The 18,520-nt window shown below is 32.8% G+C and carries 19 protein-coding genes; 11 read left to right on the top strand and 8 right to left on the bottom strand.

What is annotated here, in order from left to right:
• Nucleotides 1-94: 94 nt before the first annotated feature.
• From CCPUN_RS01290 to CCPUN_RS01275, 4 genes are read left to right on the top strand one after another with little or no spacing between them, the layout of a single operon-like run.
• Entirely contained in the window at nt 95-796 is a 702-nt protein-coding gene (locus CCPUN_RS01290) for an SPOR domain-containing protein (protein WP_133281783.1), read from the top strand.
• 59 nt (nt 797-855) lie between these two features.
• Complete coding sequence (locus tag CCPUN_RS01285; RefSeq protein WP_133281782.1) at nt 856-1,479, top strand: MotA/TolQ/ExbB proton channel family protein; 624 nt, start codon at nt 856-858, stop codon at nt 1,477-1,479.
• Between the two features lie 30 nt (nt 1,480-1,509).
• Nucleotides 1,510-1,908: an ExbD/TolR family protein gene (locus CCPUN_RS01280; RefSeq protein WP_133281781.1), complete on the top strand. Its 399-nt coding sequence runs from the start codon at nt 1,510-1,512 to the stop codon at nt 1,906-1,908.
• The gene (locus CCPUN_RS01275; RefSeq protein ID WP_133281780.1) at nt 1,892-2,593 is read left to right on the top strand and encodes a hypothetical protein; all 702 of its coding nucleotides are present in this window, start codon (nt 1,892-1,894) and stop codon (nt 2,591-2,593) included. Before CCPUN_RS01280 ends, CCPUN_RS01275 begins: the two co-directional genes overlap by 17 nt.
• Before the next feature lie 20 nt (nt 2,594-2,613).
• Here the strand turns inward: CCPUN_RS01275 and CCPUN_RS01270 are convergent, their stop codons facing one another.
• From CCPUN_RS01270 to rpoN, 8 genes are all read right to left on the bottom strand, one after another.
• Nucleotides 2,614-2,907, bottom strand: a complete 294-nt coding sequence (locus CCPUN_RS01270; RefSeq protein WP_165941890.1) for a DciA family protein — start codon at nt 2,905-2,907, stop codon at nt 2,614-2,616.
• 2 nt (nt 2,908-2,909) lie between these two features.
• On the bottom strand, nt 2,910-4,091 hold the full coding sequence (locus CCPUN_RS01265; RefSeq protein WP_165941889.1) for an alpha/beta hydrolase: 1,182 nt from the start codon (nt 4,089-4,091) through the stop codon (nt 2,910-2,912).
• 112 nt (nt 4,092-4,203) lie between these two features.
• Entirely contained in the window at nt 4,204-5,244 is a 1,041-nt protein-coding gene (locus tag CCPUN_RS01260) for an alpha/beta hydrolase (RefSeq protein ID WP_133281777.1), read from the bottom strand.
• A gap of 187 nt (nt 5,245-5,431) precedes the next feature.
• Nucleotides 5,432-6,328 (bottom strand): hypothetical protein, encoded by an 897-nt coding sequence (locus CCPUN_RS01255; RefSeq protein WP_133281776.1) that lies wholly within the window; start codon nt 6,326-6,328, stop codon nt 5,432-5,434.
• Nucleotides 6,300-7,202, bottom strand: coding sequence for a hypothetical protein (locus tag CCPUN_RS01250; RefSeq protein WP_133281775.1), 903 nt, complete (start codon nt 7,200-7,202; stop codon nt 6,300-6,302). The genes CCPUN_RS01255 and CCPUN_RS01250 overlap by 29 nt, the downstream gene beginning before the upstream one ends.
• 198 nt (nt 7,203-7,400) lie before the next feature.
• Nucleotides 7,401-8,102, bottom strand: coding sequence for a hypothetical protein (locus tag CCPUN_RS01245; RefSeq protein WP_133281774.1), 702 nt, complete (start codon nt 8,100-8,102; stop codon nt 7,401-7,403).
• Between the two features lie 283 nt (nt 8,103-8,385).
• Entirely contained in the window at nt 8,386-8,511 is a 126-nt protein-coding gene (locus tag CCPUN_RS04820) for a hypothetical protein (protein ID WP_255414871.1), read from the bottom strand.
• A 184-nt stretch (nt 8,512-8,695) separates the two neighbouring features.
• The gene (rpoN, locus tag CCPUN_RS01240; RefSeq protein ID WP_133281773.1) at nt 8,696-10,123 is read right to left on the bottom strand and encodes an RNA polymerase factor sigma-54; all 1,428 of its coding nucleotides are present in this window, start codon (nt 10,121-10,123) and stop codon (nt 8,696-8,698) included.
• A 95-nt stretch (nt 10,124-10,218) separates the two neighbouring features.
• On the opposite strand from rpoN, the gene asnS reads away from it, so the two are divergent.
• The 7 genes from asnS (at nt 10,219) to CCPUN_RS04690 (ending at nt 18,463) form a co-directional block, all read left to right on the top strand.
• The gene (gene asnS, locus CCPUN_RS01235) at nt 10,219-11,637 is read left to right on the top strand and encodes an asparagine--tRNA ligase (RefSeq protein WP_133281772.1); all 1,419 of its coding nucleotides are present in this window, start codon (nt 10,219-10,221) and stop codon (nt 11,635-11,637) included.
• A gap of 173 nt (nt 11,638-11,810) precedes the next feature.
• Nucleotides 11,811-13,607, top strand: a complete 1,797-nt coding sequence (gene uvrC, locus CCPUN_RS01230; protein ID WP_133281771.1) for an excinuclease ABC subunit UvrC — start codon at nt 11,811-11,813, stop codon at nt 13,605-13,607.
• A 637-nt stretch (nt 13,608-14,244) separates the two neighbouring features.
• Nucleotides 14,245-15,801 carry a glycosyltransferase family 4 protein gene (locus CCPUN_RS01225; protein WP_133281770.1) on the top strand — a complete coding sequence of 519 codons (1,557 nt, stop codon included), beginning with the start codon at nt 14,245-14,247 and terminating at the stop codon, nt 15,799-15,801.
• On the top strand, nt 15,798-16,847 hold the full coding sequence (locus CCPUN_RS01220; protein ID WP_133281769.1) for a hypothetical protein: 1,050 nt from the start codon (nt 15,798-15,800) through the stop codon (nt 16,845-16,847). Before CCPUN_RS01225 ends, CCPUN_RS01220 begins: the two co-directional genes overlap by 4 nt.
• Nucleotides 16,840-17,280 (top strand): NUDIX domain-containing protein, encoded by a 441-nt coding sequence (locus tag CCPUN_RS01215; protein WP_133281768.1) that lies wholly within the window; start codon nt 16,840-16,842, stop codon nt 17,278-17,280. Before CCPUN_RS01220 ends, CCPUN_RS01215 begins: the two co-directional genes overlap by 8 nt.
• A gap of 459 nt (nt 17,281-17,739) precedes the next feature.
• On the top strand, nt 17,740-18,303 hold the full coding sequence (locus CCPUN_RS01210; protein ID WP_133281767.1) for a ParA family protein: 564 nt from the start codon (nt 17,740-17,742) through the stop codon (nt 18,301-18,303).
• Nucleotides 18,304-18,316: 13 nt separating this feature from the next.
• Entirely contained in the window at nt 18,317-18,463 is a 147-nt protein-coding gene (locus CCPUN_RS04690) for a hypothetical protein (RefSeq protein WP_165941887.1), read from the top strand.
• The last annotated feature ends 57 nt before the right edge of the window (nt 18,464-18,520 follow it).

The following is an 18,520-nucleotide window of genomic DNA, read 5'->3' as shown; positions in this document are numbered from 1 at the left end:
CTCAAAAGTTTCCTATATATTTGTGAAGCAATGGTACACCAAAAACGTACAAAGCCTATTTATTATTGTAAACTAAAATATTAACCAAGGTTATATGACTGCAGATACCTCTAATAAAAACAACTTTGGAATGCCCAAACCAGACTTTCAAAATCCTAAGAGAAAAGGGCCCGACTGGCGTGTTATCATGATCATAGTAGGCATTGTTCTTGTTCTAGGGGCGGATGTAACGTATCATTTATATTCCACTAAACAGGAAAATGCTAAAGTATCATTACCAGAATCAGAATCACAAGCTAAAGATGAACAATCTACCAATAGTAGTGAGACGATATCTCCTGTTGCTACTCAAGATGATCAGCATGAAAAATCAACACTAAATGAAGCAACGGATACAAAAGCGGATCTAGATAAAGCACTTAGTGATAATGAATCTTTTGAATTTAAAGATAAAAACAGTACACAAAACAATGACAATATTACATCCGTTGCGCAACAACTAGAAGAAAATAGAAAAAATCCCAGACCATTGGTTAAGCCAGGGACATACCAAGAACTATCAAGCCCACAAGGGATATACCATTTGGTTGTAGTAAGCCATTTGGATAAAAAATCTGCTATAAAAAGTGTACAAAGACTTATGAAAAAGAATATGGGAGTATGTCTGATTTTGCCAAGAAAAGATGAGAAATATTACCGCGTTACCATTGGGCATAGTAAGACACATCATGAGGCAGAACAGAAATTAAAACAGCTAGCCTCTGAATACGAGGATCTCTTTATCTTAAAGTACTAATTACTGGTCTTAAGCAATTACTTTAATGATGGTGATTTAACTGCTTATTTTGTAAATCTATGAAAATAAATACTTCGCCAATGCTCTTAGATCTACTGTTAAAAGGTGGTTGGTTGATGCTTCCTCTTGGATTGCTTTCATTACTTAGTGTTTACCTAATCGTAGAACGGCTGCTAACCTATCGTAGATACTTAAGTTTTTCTACAAGCTTCTTAGAAGCAATAGAAGACCAATTAAATAGTGGTAATATGGAACAGGTCCGAGATCTATGTATTCCGCAAAATAATATTATCCAACACATTATTGGTAAAGGATTGCAGCAACGGCAATCCTCTCCCAAAAAGATGGAATTAATCTTGGAAAGTGAATCTCAAAAGATAGTATCCTTTTTAGAGGAGCATCTTTCCTTATTGGCTACAATAGCTGGAGCAGCACCTATGATTGGCTTTTTAGGCACTGTAACAGGTATGATTCAAACATTTATGGCTATTGCACAAGAAAACAATCAACTTTCTTCTCAGGTTTTTTCAGGTGGCATTTACGAGGCTATGGTTACAACCGTAGTAGGACTTATTGTAGGTATTATAGCCTATTTAGGTTATAATTATTGCATTGCTCGAGTCACTAAGGCTACATCAAGATTGACATATTTAGTTAATATTTTCCTAGCGCACACTACATAATGTACACATTATTATTTTAATAAATAAGAAATGAAAATCAGTACAAAAAATAAAATAGATGTCTCTTTTAATATGGCATCTATAACAGATATTGTTTTTTTATTATTGATTTTCTTGCTTATAACTTCAACTTACAGACATAAAGTTATTCCTGTTAACTTACCCATAAGCACAAATGACAAAACGGAATCCGCACAGGTCAATGTCACTATTACAAACAATCTACAATACTATGTAGAAGGCAAACGTGTTCCTTTTAATCAGTTAAAAGATGTTTTACAGGAACGGCTAGAAAAAACACTTAGTAAGGTAGTGGTATTGCATATGGATAAAAATCTATCTATAGCCCATATGGTTATGGTAGCTGATATAGCAAATCAGTTGGAGGCTTCTGTGTTAATGGCTACAGATTTTGAAAAAAAACGATGAACAACAAATGGTTATGCTCTATAGAACGCAAAGCATGGCTGTCTCCATAGGCTTACATCTTTTTTTATTTGGACTGGTTTATTGCATACGGCCCAATGTAAAACAAGGCATAGCTAGCAATCCATCATATACTATTTCTATACAGCCAAATACGCATCGTAAAACGGATGCTCATACAGACAAACCAATAGTAAATAATAATCAAACAGAAAATGGGGAGACGCAAAAAAATACATTTGTAGCAAACAGAAATGCCACTAATAAAAACCAAAAAATAAGAAACAAAACAAAGAAGCCACTTCAAGATAAGCAAACAAATAGCTCAACAAAAACACCGCAGAACGTTAATAAAGAAGCGACACTCCCAATAGATCATAGGGGATTATATAAAGCAACATCTTCTAAGCAGGCAGGAGCAACCCTTGAATTAACTGGTTGGAAGTGGGATCGGGCTCCTAGTCCAGATGATACCAGTGAGGAATGTGGAAAAATAGTTTTTGAAATTAAGGTAGACGAAAATGGGGAGATAATTTCTATTCAAACCATAGAGAAAACCGTTACACCTATGGTAGAAAAGATATATGCAGATGCATTACGTGGGATTACGTTTAGCAAAACATCTGAATTACAGTCATATTCAAAAATTTCTACAGGAAAGGTAACCTTTATATTGGTTGCAACGTAGTAGACAACCATTCCTATTGGTTACAAAAAAACGATATCTTGAATGGCTATTTTAGGTATGTTTTCTTTCAGTAAGGCAATAATTTTATCTTTATTGAATTGCAACTCATGGCGTAAAGCAGCAGAAGTTATTTTCAAAAAGATTTTATCATTGTAATAATAAAGTTTTTCAGTCCTATCACAAACTGTTTTTGGCATAGCTTTCTGCCAGACAGTACGTATACTTGCCGCTGTGATTTGCTTTTGAAAAGGCGAAGTTTCAATAAACCTATTTAGCAACTCTTTGAGGCTTTGTGTTTGGTTTGAATTCTGCACGATTAGTTGTTTATGTCTGCTTTATTTGCATCTGAAAAATGCCCTTGAATAAATTCAATGATGCGATTCTCAACTGCTTCATTCCAAATGCTAACCTTATCATAGTCATCCTTATTGACACATATCCCACCGAATGCAGGGAAAACTGAGGAATGAGTTACATTAGAATATATACAGTACTTCACATGATCTTTTCCTGGCATAGTTCCATGTATAGGTTCGTTATCATTTGTAAGAATAGTAAGATCATCAAAGCTCGGTCCTCTACAGAGCTGACTCTTTAATGGAATTAACATATCGTGTTTACCATTGGAATTCTTTGTTAGGAAGTTTGCTGATGCCTGATTGAGTGTTTCGATATTGGAATCATTGATTTTAAACAATTCTGTCCAAGATCCATGGCCAGCAATAATTAAAATTGGAATACCTTGGTTCGTTTCACGTATAAATTTCCGTATATCCTGAATACATAAGCCACCTGGTAACATATCTTGTAACCCACGATTCCAACAGGAAAGTATGCGTCCTATCGATAGGATGCATGCTTGTTGTTTCATCTCTTTTTTGGCAGTATTTAGGTCAGGAGAAGCATCAGAAGAAGAGAGAATATTTTTCAATCCATCCTGTCCTTCATTTATAAATTCTTTTATATCATTACAATTACGCTCAAGTACAGGTACACCTCCCAATGGAGAATGCCATGTAACTATGCTACGAATATTAAGTTTGTTTTTGTATTGGTCACCTAAAACACAGGCTACTAAACCACCTTGGCTGTATCCAATTAAAAATACTGGAAAAGATTTTATCGTTTTATTATTATTTTTAAGCACGTTTTCTATCTCTTCAAATACTTTTTTTGCCTGATCTTCTATAGAGCAAATTACACTTTTAGTTTCTTTTCTACATGTTGGCTTAATGATTAATACTCTATCTCCAAATTTCTTGTCTAATGCTAATGCAAAAAGATCCAGTTCTTTTTCAGTACCCATACAACCATGCAAAAGCACTACGCCAAAATGCTTATTATGTGTTGCTTCTGATACATAAGATGTATTTTCTATCTCACTTTGCTTAGAAGATCCTAAGCCCATTTGTAGTGTAGAAGTATGATTTTTACATCCAACAAAAATGGAGATGGCAAAATAAATCAGGAAAATACATTTTATAGTAGTTGGCTTCATGCTTATCATAACTTTATAATAAAAATCAATATGGAACATCGTTTTACATAATATCAACTAAGTATATAAATTTTTAGGCAAAAAAACATCATTTTTCTTTGTCAAATAAATTTTATTGAATGAGCACTTCATTGATAAATACAATGATGTCACTACAAATTTTTTTAGCGTAAATGGTAACTTCTATATAGTTGCTGTTAATAAATAAATTGGGATCCATGACAATCAAGTTCCCAGCATGCACAGTATTTCCATAAATTCTTTCTTTCACGTTAGATCGGCCTGGAATAGTTCCAACTATAGAACTGTTACCCTTTATAGAAATAGTAAGACCATTAAAACGATCTTCTCTGCAAAGTTGACTCTTTAGTGGAATTAGAGTATCATGCAGACCATCAGGAGAATTTGTTATATATTTTGCATATGCCTTATTGAATGCTTCTATTTTTTCATGATTGTCATCATCTAAAACGAGATTAGTAAATAACCTTCTAAAGTCATTTTCATGGCTAGCAATAAGCAAACAAGGAATACCATGGTTAGACTCATGTAGAAATTTACGTACGTGCTGAATACATGAACTATTTGGTAACATATCTTGTAACCCACTATCTAAACATAATAAGGGGATGCGACGTATTATACCTAGCACACATGTGGCTAATTTCATATTTCGCTTAATATTAGCTGAAGTACGAGAGGTAATCAACTGTAACCCATCTTGTGCATTATTTATAAATTCTTGTATATCATTATAATGCTTATTAAGTACAGGTACGCCTCCCAATGGGGCATTCCATGTAACTATGCCATAAATATTAAGTTGGTCTCTATACTTATCACCTAACATACAAGCTACTAAGCCACCTTGGCTATACCCAATTATACATATTGGCAAAGATTTTGTCGTTTTATTACTACCAAGTTGGTCTTGTATCTCTTTGTATACCTTTTTTGCTTGACTTTCGATAGAGCAGGTTACGCTTTTGGTTTTTGTTCTGCATGTTGGTTGAATAATTAATACATTACTGCCAAATCTGGTGCGTACTTTTGAGGCAATGAGGTACAGTTCATTTTTAGCAGCCATACAACCATGTAAAAGTACTACACCAAAAAGAGGTATGTGTTTGGGTATTGGTATATTCAGATACATTTATCGTTTTCTTGTTCTAAAGCTTATTCCCTTTTGTATAAAACATTTATTGATTTGCAGTAAAAAACCATGATTGTCACATCCAACAAAAGCTAAGGTAGCAAAATAAATCAGCATTTTTGTACCTAACTTCCTATTTCACTGCTTATGCATTCGTGTCCATCAATAGCACTACATGGAATACAATTTAAGAAATACAACATATACAATCACAGATACCTGTATCATTATCACTATCATTTATTACCTTTGGACCAAACTTATCTTGAGCTTCTTCAAGACTGATCAATGGCATAGTACTACGATTGTTATTGTTAGCATTACAGTCTGATTTTGGTTCAGCATGTGAACCAGAATAATTATTGCTTTTACTCATCTTTTTTTGTTTGCTTTTCTTGCTTTCTTCAGCAAGCCAAACTTTATAGTCTTCAGGACTGAATAGTTTAATCTCCTCATCTTGTTCACCATCTGAGTTATAAGAAACATCACTGTTTGATTTTGTATCAGTAAAATGAACTTGTTTTGTTTTCATATTTTTCCTAGTTTGCTCAACTGGTTTTGGAGGTGGAAGAATATCGTAGTCCTCTTCATTTCCTAAGTTCTCAAAAGCATTACTGCCTGATTTTGTATCCAATAGAGCTTTTTTTTGTAAAACTGGTACATTATTTTGAGGAAAATCGTAGTCTTGTTCATCATCTGAGGTATTAGAAGTATTACTGTTTGATCCTGTAGATGATGCAACTTGTGATGAAACTGGTGCATTATTTTGAGGAGTAGCATAAAGCTGTTCATCATAATGATTATTACAATTTGATCCTGTAACTTTTGATGATTGTACTTGAGGATTCCAATTGATATAGCTAGATACCTTTTGTTTATCTGGCTTTGAGTTGTGAACATTACAGACTGATCCTGTAGCTTGTGATGAAGCTGGTGTATTATTTTGAGGACTGCAATTGATATAGCTAGGTCCCTTTTGTTTATCTGGATTTGGGTTGTGAGCATTACAATTTGATCCTGTAGCTTGTAATGAAACTGGTACTGGTGTATTATTTTTAGGATTGCAATTGATTGATATAATCATTTCTTCTCCTTTGTGTTGGAACTGGCTTGGATTTATGCATATTACAAGATGAAACTTGCTTTGTTAATAGAAGAGGGATATAAAAGAAACGTTCGCCCATACTAATAATGCAATATGAGCCTAGATGACTTGACGCAATATCTTCTACAGATAAACCATTCCCATTTAAATCTAGATTATTTGATTTCGTAATAGTACTGTCATGGGTATTGTGGCTTTGCTCAGGAACTTTGATCCCAACAATTTCAAAAATACCTGCAAGTAGTTCTTGAATGATTGTGTTTAGCTGTTCCCTAGTATTTTTTTCATCTGGCTTTTTAAAATCGTTAGTGTTATTAAAAAACCATTCTTTTACGATGTTATTTAGTAAAGATAGACTCTTAATATTAAGATTTTTATTTTCATTATTGAAAGCTTTAAAATTGTTTATGATTCTTTTTTGCATGATTTTACCTAACTGCTTCCCAATATTTTTTTCGTCTAAGCCAACTCCCTTCTTAAGGTCGAGGAAATTGTTTGAAAACCATTCTGCAATTTTTATATCTAACTGTTCTTCAATAATTTCATTTAATTTATAAGATTCCTTAACATTAATAGAGTTGTGTGAAGCTTGCTCTTGAATCTTTTTTAAACTTTCTTGAATGTTCTTATAGAACACATTTCGAATACTTTCACATAATAGAAAACGATTGGAAGCATTAATAATTTTAGAATTATTTGGAAACAGTTTTAACATATCCTTTCCTCCACAATAACCGTCTGAACAATTTGTATACTCTGGCGTAATCCTACAAATTTCACGATATTTAGCACCACTACAACTAAAAAATAGAAATACAATAGAAAATAAAAGAACTTGAAATAAATGCAACATATATTGATTTTTTAACTAATAAATGATAACGGATGAAACTGCAACAAACTAAAAAACAGAATTTTGAAAAAAAAACATTCATGTTTACACAAATATGTAATGCTGTTTTTATGGAATAGCATGCCATTATACAAGCATGAAACAAATGCGCTATAACATGATTTTCAATACCAATTTCTGGACGAAATTTCTATTTAACTACTTCGTAGTTCCTAACTTTGGCAGCGGAATACAACAGGCACAGTTTAAAAGCGTTCTAAAAAAACCCACTGGAACTGGAGGGGTTAACTCAACATATTCTTCTATAAGAAAACTGCTCTGATTAACATTATTTGATTCAAGAATCTGGTTATTTGGTTTTTTTGCTTCTAGATTAATAGAAAAACGCCACATGAACCTATTTGAGGACTTTTTATTTGGTATTAATGGTGGTGGTACTGAATCTTGGGATGTAGCCAAATCTAAAACTTTTGCAATCCATGGTCCTACTAGAATTTTGGAATTCGTATTTAGTTGTATTGTTATTAGTCTAGGTTTTATAAGACTGATACCATTAGTCGATCTAGGATTGTCATACATATCACTAAAAACGCTACAGCAACCACTATCTGAGCTACCAGAAGTATTTTCCAGTATTTGAACCTGTTTCGCAATAGGAGTATCGTAGACTATACTTGAAATTGATTCAACTTCTGATTTTTGAACACATTTCGATGAAGAGGCACTACAGATTTGTTTAATAGAAGTGTCGTATATTTGCTCATTTGAGTTTGGGTTAGTATTATTGCTCCTTGGTAAAGGAGTCGGTTTTTTTACATAACTTTCACCATATTTAGCCCCACTACAACTAAAAAATAGAAATACAATAGAAAACGAAAGAACTTGAAATAAATGCGACATATATTGATTTTAAATTTAAAAAATGACAAAAAAAACGCAACCAACTATGCAAAATTTGTATAAAAACCCAACAAGCGCACACTTCATATACATTTATGCAAATCGACTAGTGCAACTCAAGGGATTAGATCCCTCCCCAAGCTGCTTTTTGAATGCTATTCAAAACACACAGGATATGGCCTAAGAATAGACATAAATACACTTGAGCTGGACATAGCCAAACCTGTGGTTATACCCGTATATAATGTATAATTTTACCTAAATCACTGAAATGATTATTTACTTATGGCAAGGCATGACATGTTTGTGGAACTTGTTCTAATAGTTGTGTATTTGTATGGAAAGATTGTTCGTATATTTTTTGAAATTGTGTGTTTTCTCTTAGATTTAGATTAATAACTCTACGCATAAAAATATGAGGTGCTTTACTGCAACTCAAACTTATTTAATTTTTAAAATGATAAAATGTAACCAACTACGGAAATACAATTTTATAAAAATTATGCAATATATGCAAATTTGTAATACCAATTTTATAAAATGACGTTCAAAATACATATCTGTACAATACAGCGTAAATGCACCATAACATACTATTCCAGTACCTTTCGCAACCTAGCCACAGGTATATTGAGCTGCTCTCTATACTTGGCTACGGTACGACGTGCTATATTATAACCTTCTGAGACCAATACCTCTACAATACGTTCATCAGAATCCGGATTTCGTTTGTTTTCAACGCTGATCAATTCTAAAATTCTGTTTTTGACGGCTTTATTACTTACCTCTTCTCCACTGGACCTGCTAATTCCTTCCGAAAAGAAAAACTTTAATGGATAAATACCAAACTTACCTTGCACCGATTTTTGATTTACAATTCTTGAGATCGTTGAAGTGTCTACACCAACCCTTTCAGCCACATGTTGCAAAATCATAGGCGTTAATTTGTCTGTTTCTTCTCCTTCTAAAAAGAATGTGTATTGTAGCTCTAAAATAGCATGCATCGTTTTAAGCAGTGTTTGGTTCCGCTGATTTAGTGCCTCCATAAAGCCCTTGGCATCTTCCAATTTTTTTCTCAAAAAAGAGCGCATTTCCAGACTTTCGGCATTTTGCTTTGTATTTTTTTTGTAGGCTTCCAACATAGTCAAATATTTTTTATTAAGACGGAGCCTGGGTGCTTTGTAATGGACCAAGTCGACGGTTAGTTTCCCCTGATCTTCTAGAATTACAAAATCAGGAGAAAGGAAATTACGCATAAGATCTATGTTGTCATTGGCCCACCCTGGCTTGGGACTAAGACGTGTAATATATGCCAATGCTTCCTTAAGCAGATGGGTATCGGCAATGCCTAATTTTTTTATTATTTTCTCATAATGCTTTTTTACAAACTCATCAAAAAAGGCACTTATAATTTTTTTAGCCAGTTGAACAACAGGATCCATTGGACGATGTCTTTGTATTTGTAATAGCAAACACTCCTGGAGATTTCTAGCCGCAATTCCAGGCGGATCTAAACTTTGAATGGCTATAAGCACCTCCTCTACCTCTTTTAAAGAAAGCTCTAGGTAATGCATTACATGTAGGTCCTGAACAATAATTTCCAAGTCATGTGGGAGATACCCATTTTGATCTAGACTGCCAATCAGATGCTCTCCTATTATGTAGCCCACTTCACTTAAGTGTAATAAATGTAACTGTTCTCTTAATTTTTCCTGCAGAGATACAATGGATTCTATTCTATTTTCTCGGGAAATTTGATCATCTATGTGGTGGTTTGTTTTACCTAAATCTCTCGAATAGGTATCAGAAAAACTAAATGTTTCTTCTAGTGGCAGCTCTGATTCTTCTATATTTTCTTCACTATCTGAGTCTTTTAAATCATCTAGAAGTGGGTTATTGGCCATTTCTTTTGAAATATATGTATCTAACGCAACATTAGGTACTTGCAATAATTTTATAAATTGGATCTGCTGTCCAGATATTTTATGAACCAGCTTTTGATCTAATTGTAGTTTTTGCATCTAGGATTATTGGATTAAAAAAAAACTATTTATAGATTTATCCATTAGGTTGATTTGAATTTAATCAAAAAGCAATATTTAAAAAAAATAACACATTGGCTAACAAAATTAAAGAGCTTTTACAGTCCGGAACAGTGGGCACTCATGTAGAGATAAAAGGGTGGATTCGTACCAAACGCGTTAGCAAACAGGTTGTTTTTCTTTCTATAAATGATGGTTCTTGTCAAGGGAATTTACAAGCTGTTATAGACCCATCTCAAATTTCAGAGGAATTACTAACAGAACTGGGCACAGGTGCTAGCATTGCCATTTCAGGAAACCTAGTTACCTCACAAGGACAAGCTCAATCCATAGAGTTGCAAGCCACTGAACTAACTTTATTGGGTAGTGCACCTGATTATCCTATACAACCCAAAGCGCACTCTTTGGAATTTTTAAGAGAATGGTCGCATTTGCGTTTTCGCACCAATACTTTTGGTGCCGTATTCCGAATACGACATGCTGTAAGTTATGCCATTCATAATTTTTTCCATCAACGTGGCTTTTTCTATCTCCATACGCCGATCATTACGGCGGCTGATGCTGAAGGAGCAGGAGAAATGTTCCGTGTAACCAATTTAGACCTTCTGAACCTACCTAAGAACCCAGATGGTAGTGTTAATTATAAAGAAGACTTCTTTAAAACGTCTACCAACTTAACTGTTTCTGGACAACTTGCTGCAGAAGCAGCTGCTATGGGATTGGGGTCAGTCTATACTTTTGGACCTACATTTAGGGCTGAAAATTCCAATACAGCTAGACACTTAGCAGAGTTTTGGATGGTTGAACCAGAAGTAGCATTTAATGAATTACAAGATAATATTACACTTGCAGAAGATTTCTTGAAATTTCTACTGGAATATGTACTTAAAAACTGCCAAGAAGAGCTTACCTATCTGCAGCAACGATCGCTTCATAAAACGGATACAAAACAACAAATGCCTTTATTAGAACGGCTAAATTTTGTGTTAGAGCAGCCATTTGCGCGTGTTAGCTATACAGAAGCGATTGCTATTTTAATGGATGCACCGCCAAATAAAAATGGGACATTTGCATATCCTATTACACATTGGGGCATAGATTTACAATCAGAGCATGAGCGTTATCTGGTAGAGCATCATTTTAAAAAACCTGTTGTCGTTATCAACTATCCACGAGAAATCAAGGCATTTTACATGCGCCAAAATGATGATGGAAATACAGTAGCAGCTATGGATGTGCTTTTCCCTGGCGTGGGAGAAATTATTGGCGGTTCCCAAAGAGAAGAACGTATGGACTATTTGATAGAAGCTATGCAACGTATAAACGTTCCATTAGAAGATTTAAATTGGTACCTAGATACAAGACGTTTTGGGACTATACCACATAGTGGATTTGGGTTAGGATTTGAACGTTTGATATTGTTTGTAACAGGGATGGAAAATATACGTGACGTAATCCCATTCCCACGTACACCAGGACATGTAGCTTGTTAGAGAAAAAAATAGGGCAGCGGATTAATTATACAGTATTCATTTTCAATATAAAACAATTAATCTGGATGGGGAAATGTAGCACTATATCATTTAGACCATCACCTGTTTTTTTTTAAATTTTGTATCTTATCATGCAAGATTTTAATTGACATTTTTGTAGCTTTTGTTTTTTTATGGAAACGCTACTTTATACGCCAAATAATATACAACACCTGCCTGCGCTACCTGGCATCTATAAGTTTCATAATAAAAAAGGAGATGTTATTTATGTAGGTAAAGCTAAAAATATAAAAAAAAGAGTAAGTAATTATTTCACTTCTAGCAAAGTACATAACCTTAAAACACAGCGTATGATCACGCACATTGCATCTATTGGATATACTGTTGTAAATTCTGATTATGAAGCATTGCTATTAGAGAATAACCTGATAAAAGAGCTGCAACCACGGTATAATATTTTACTAAAAGATGGTAAAACATACCCCTATTTATGCATTACCAATGACAGATTTCCCAAATTAATTATTACACGCAAAACTACACCTTCCTTAGGTAAGTATTATGGTCCTTTTACGAGCAGTTATACCATAAAACAAACACTAGAAACCATTAAAAAGCTTTTCTCTTTTCGTACCTGTAACTATAATCTTTCCGAAAGTAATATAGCAAAGAATAAATTTAAGGTTTGTTTAGATTATCATTTAGGACACTGTAAAGGCCCTTGTCAATCTTTTCAAGATGAGGGATCTTATCAAAAAGAAATGGATCAGATAGAAGAGCTACTCAAAAATAATTTTACTTCCGTAAAGAAAGTATTTAAAGAAAAAATGTTAGCAGCAGCCAACCTCCTTGAATATAAACAAGCACAACAATTCAAAGAGCATTTAGATATACTGGATCAGTATCAATCAAAATCATTGATTATCAATCCCATGGCTGGGGATTTAGATGTTGTAGCCATTATTTCAGATCAGGACTATGCTTTTATAGGCTATCTATACATTAAAAATGGAGCTATTTCTTTTACCCAACATCGTGTAGTTACTAAAAAGTTGGAAGAGGAGGTATCAGACTTACTGCCATTAATAATTTGCGAGCTCCGTTCTTGTAGTAATAGCGTAGCCCATGAAGTATTGGTTAATATTCCAGTTGAATTAACGATGGAACCATTTTCCATAACAATGCCTAAAATAGGGGACAAGCGGAAATTGGTAGAATTAGCGTTACAAAACGCACTTTTGTGCAAAAAAGATTTTTTACATAAAAAATCTAACTATCAAGAGAGGCCAAATCTAACACTCTTACGATTACAACAAGATCTAAAGCTAAAAGAGCTACCCTACGCTATAGAATGCTTTGATAATTCCAACATCCAAGGGCATCATCCCGTTGCTGCTATGGTTTGCTTTAAGAATGGTAATCCCTCTAAAAAAGATTACCGACACTATAACATAAAAACAGTAGAAGGACCTAATGATTTCGCATCTATGCATGAAGTAGTAAAAAGGCGCTATACTACGCTAGTAAAGGAGCAAATCCCATTGCCTCATTTAATTGTAATAGACGGAGGCAAAGGCCAACTGAACGCTGCCATACTTGCATTACAAGAAGTTGGTATTTATGGTAAAGTAGCGATTATCAGTATTGCCAAAAGACTAGAAGAAATCTACTTTCCTAACGATACACTACCATTGCATTTAAACAAACAATCTCCATCATTAAAATTACTACAGCGATTAAGGGATGAAGCGCACCGTTTTGCTATTGAATTCCATAGGGCCAAGCGTAGTAAAGCAGCATTGCATAACAATTGGGAAGACATTTCTGGAATTGGGCCTAAAACGATGGATAAATTGCTACAGAAGTTTGGTACACATGAGGCTATTCAAGCATGTTCACTTGATAAGCTGGCTACAATAATTGGAACAGCAAAAGCGAAACAGTTACATGATTTTTATACAAAAAGGTAACTGACTGGGTTGGTTTTTATATATTGATTATTAACAAAAAATAGATTAATCTAATTTCTTTTTATACAAAACATAGGGTAATTGGGGAGTTCCTTCCCTAATGATAATGCTGTTTTTAACATATTATATTTAGCTGTTACTTATATGACTAGAAAATGGACCATGCCAATTCTTAATTGGAATAGCGCCATCGCTCATTTTATGATTAAATTTGATGGTAGATTTTAAATGAATTTTTTATATTTACACAATCTATTCAGAAGCCTCCCTTATAGCTAACCTTAAACCCCTGTGTTAAAAAATGATGACAATTATTTGCATATATGCTACATATGCATGTAACTTTGCATGGTGCAAGTAGCCACAATAGCCCCCTTCTTATGAGTCACCTTTTGGCATACAGCAAGTGGCAATATATATGCATTGGAGCTGTTGGGGATGGATAACTTATAAGTTTACATCTTTGCGCGAGAATGACCTGCACAAACTGGTTTTTTGACACAAAAGTATATAATAAACAATCACTAATCACTAGAAGAGTAAAGCCACATGCTTATTGAGGTGCATACGCATGCAATAAGCGAAGCTTAAGGCTTTGCAGTGGCCTACAAATAATTCTATACAAACAAAATAGATTATGATACATATGGACTTGGCTATTATAGTCGCATTTTTAGCAATAACATTGGTATTAGGTACCCACTATGGTAAAGATGTAAAGCTTTTTTGTAATTATCAAATTAAAAAAATCAAAATTCTCTTTTATATGGAAAAGAATTCAAGGTTTCGCGTTGCACGTCGAGTATTTTTTATGATGTATCTAGTATTAATGTATATGGGAACTTCGATCTGTTTACATGCTACGGTATCATTCCCTATAATTTTCAACATTCCATATGACAATAAGATCTACGGTTACGATTTTTCAAATGGAGAAATAATTGAAAACAACATTGAAGTAAAATCATCTTATAAAATAGGTCTTATTTTAGATTCAGCTATCTCGAGTATTCCTACAACCGGTTTACTATATAAAGTATTTTCTCTTTCGAGAGAAATGATTAATAAAGGTCATACTTATGTATTCTTTATTTGTAATAGAAATTTTACTAGTATTAAGGAGATAGAAAAATTGTATATACCGAGAATTAGAATTCACATTTTAGATGAGAATTTGTTTTATAACAAGGATTTTATGACTAATCTGGTAACAAAAGAAAACCTTGATGCTATGCAATTTGAAATTCCGCAAACATTTCTCAAACTTGGAGTACCATTAAAAAATAAAACAGGTCTCCCTTCAGTTCTTGTTCTGCATGATATTGAAGATGAATTAATGGAAACTCTTAATAAAAATAATAAACAAGAAAATACTTTGCTTGATTACACACACTACGTTGCTGGACATTTAGCAGACTCAGTTATGACCCTGACGTCTGTTGATCGAGATAAAAGGATCAAAAAGCATGGTATTCCAAGCGAAAAAATATTTGTAACACCTATTGGAGTAGATCGAAGCCTAAGCTACACGGGACCAAACCTAAATGAAAAGATTATAGGGTTAGTCGGTAATCAGTTTTATGAACCAAATCATCGAGCAACCATTTACTTAATAGAAAAAGTTCTTCCTCTTGTTCAAAAGGAACATCCTGATGCAAAATTAAAAATAATTGGTATGGTTTCTAGTGAATTATATAACAGTTATTCTCACAGGAAAGATATTAAATTTACTGGAGAAATAAGAGACGAATCGGATTACATTCGTGAGTTAGGTTCATTTACTATTGGAACATGTTGTGTTGATAGTGGATGTGGAATGAATGTTAAAATATCTAACTATTGTGCGTTGGGATTACCGGTTGTTTTAACTCCTATCTGCCATACTGGCTATGAAGACATAACATCGCTAGATCTTGTTCAGTTAGATCCACAAAAAATAGCAGAAAAAATTAATGATATTTTACACGATGGTTCGCGCGCTAAGCAAATTGGCTTATTAAATCATCAACTTATCTATGAATACTTATCTTGGGAAAAAATTTCTAAAACACTTGAAAAAGCAATAAGCCATGCTGTTTCTGGTATAAAAACAAACGTATCAACTACAAAAAACATCAAACCAGTGTGGATTTCTGAAAATAGACATAGTGATAATATTTTAAAAGGCCATTATATATCAGACTCAAGAAAATGAAATATAAGATATATATCTACTCATTTATATTATTTTTTTTATTTTTGGTTGATGTAAGAAGTCAACAAGAAATTAGCTGGATAGACCTTCCTGAAGAAAACTTAGAAGAAATTCTTTATAGTTATGATACATCATTAGAAAAGGTTAACAGGTTAATACAATATTACCATTCTTTACCGAAAGAATCAGAAAAATTTATCTTAAAAAGGATAAAATTGCTTGAAGTAATTAACTTAGAGCTTTTAAAAGTAGAAGACAACATGTCTGATGAAAAAATAAAAGAAATTTTAAAAGTTTTATCGGATATATGTAGTAAAAAGAAAAATTATTTAAAAGAACTTATGTTCCTTAAAACACAAGGTATAGATCATCTAAAAAAGAAAATTCTTACACCTCCTGAACTATCATGCATATATACTCCATTGGTTTTGAATAATAAAAAAAAGTTTGATCATAAAACTTTAGAAATTTGGGGTGAGTTTTTTTTAGAGGCTGTTGATCCTTGTCACCGGCGCTTGATGACTTATTTTAAAGTTTGGAAAAAAGAAAATCCTAATAATGAAATTCCTGATTTTTTTATTTGGTTAGAAAATAAAAATGTATCTCGTTTTTATCCAACTATTGAATTAATTAGTAAAAGTGAATTAAATAAATATGAAATCTTTATAAAAGATAATAAGTTATACCATGCAAATGGGTCTCGAGTACATCAACCCAATTTAGATAAAGAACTTATATTTATAATTACTTGCAATCTAAGAATTTTTGCTTGTATTGCATCAAGCAAAATAAGACATACTTCCTTAAGTCACTACAAACCTATCCTTGGAAGTGGTAGCCTATGGGTAAAAGATGGAGAGGTTATACAACTTTCTCTTAATAGTGGACATTATATTCCTCAGCTAGAACACTATCTACAAACTTTAAACATTTTTAAGGAAAAATCACTTCATTTGAATGATGATATCAATTTAATCTATTATAAGGATTATAAAGAATCTTACACAACTTTAGGTAAATTTAAATTAGATTTTTTCAATGAATAGAAAACAAATTGTTAAAGTAAGGGGCATATTGGAATCAGATGGGAAGATTCTTCTATGCGAACATACAAAAGGGCTATTTTATTTCTTGCCAGGAGGAACGTTAGAAATTGGTGAAAATCTTCACCAATGTCTTGTTCGAGAATTTTTTGAAGAAACTGGACTAATCGTGGTTGTAATAGATTTTTTTGGTTGTTTAGAGTGTCATTGGGAAGACGATTTAACATCTTATCAAGAGCTTAATATGATTTTTAACGTTGTAACAAAAGACTTAAGTAAACTTATTAACAAAGAACAACACATTAAATTTTCATTTCATGAAATTCCTGATATTCAGGAAGGGGCATATAAAATACTTCCAAAGTCAATTCCTGTTTTCTTTTCGCATGTTAATAAGCATAAGCCAATTTATTTTTTCGAATCACAAGTTTATTGATGGTTGGTGTATAAGCGTAAACTGCATAAGTTCTGCGAACTATTCCCTCTGTAAAAAATGGTTTGATATCTCTTAATAAGCCTATTTTTTATTGCCTTATAGCTAACCTTAAACCCCTCTGTAAAAAATGATAACATGATTATCCGTTTATCTTTTGCATGCATATAACATATCTAACAAATGGTACTCAATAGTAAGAAAAAATTTTTGATATACCTGAGAAGTCACGAAAAATAAAAAAAGGTACCTGGGGAGTTACCTTATTTCTTAAAGAATGATTAAGTATGCTTTTCTATTATACTAAATAAGAAGTTACCATACAATAGTAAAGGCAACAATTATTACTAATTAGTCAATTTCAAAACCTATATTCTGTACAAAGTTTTATTTTGGATATGCAAGTGTGTTACTAATTAATTTTATAATTAATTAGTAATCAGTTATAAAAACAACTGAAAGATTGCATTATTTGGTGCGGAATGTGGGTTAGTAGCAAATACAAAAGGGGGTTGTGGAAAAAGCACATTAGTAGCATCTTTATCGGATGTATTGGATGTAGATATTATCGATCATGATAATCAAGGAACACTTCGAGTTATTTCATCTTTTACTGGTAGAAATAAGCCAGTATCTTATGAGGAAATTTCTAAGCGTATTATTATTCATGATACACCACCATATAATTCTGGTAATTTAAAAAGTCTTATTCAAGAAGTAGATCTAGTTCTTATACCATGTAATTTAATGTATCCAGATTTATTAGCGTTAAGGTCATTGTCAGACGAACTTAAGAGATTAAATATGATTAATAAAGGAATCCTTATATTTAATGAAATAAGACAGCCATATAATAATACTTATAAAGAAGTAAAGAACTTATATAAAATGAATTATCCAGAAATAAAACAGGCAAAAACAGAATTATCCAATTTACTGAGTTTTAGTAGCGTTTTATCTGACCCTATTTCTGGTAAAGCATTGATACAAATTACATCACTTGTTAGTGAATTAGGTATATTTTAAATATATATAAATTATGAATTTATCCAATCCATTCCAAAATATTAATACACAACAAGCATCAATATCGATGCAGGAACATACTGAAGATGGGATACTAAAAAAAAAGGCAGGTAGACCTTCTAGACCAAATATGGGTAAATCAGGACTTTCGCATTTTTAATTAAAAGCTGTATATGGATTACGCCATAACTTTTCCTGAAAAATTTTTAAGGGTTCA

Source organism: Cardinium endosymbiont of Culicoides punctatus (genome assembly GCF_004354815.1).
Classification (GTDB): domain Bacteria; phylum Bacteroidota; class Bacteroidia; order Cytophagales; family Amoebophilaceae; genus Cardinium.
The sequence above is the reverse complement of the archived record's forward strand: the minus strand, read 5'-3'. Positions and strand labels throughout refer to the sequence as shown.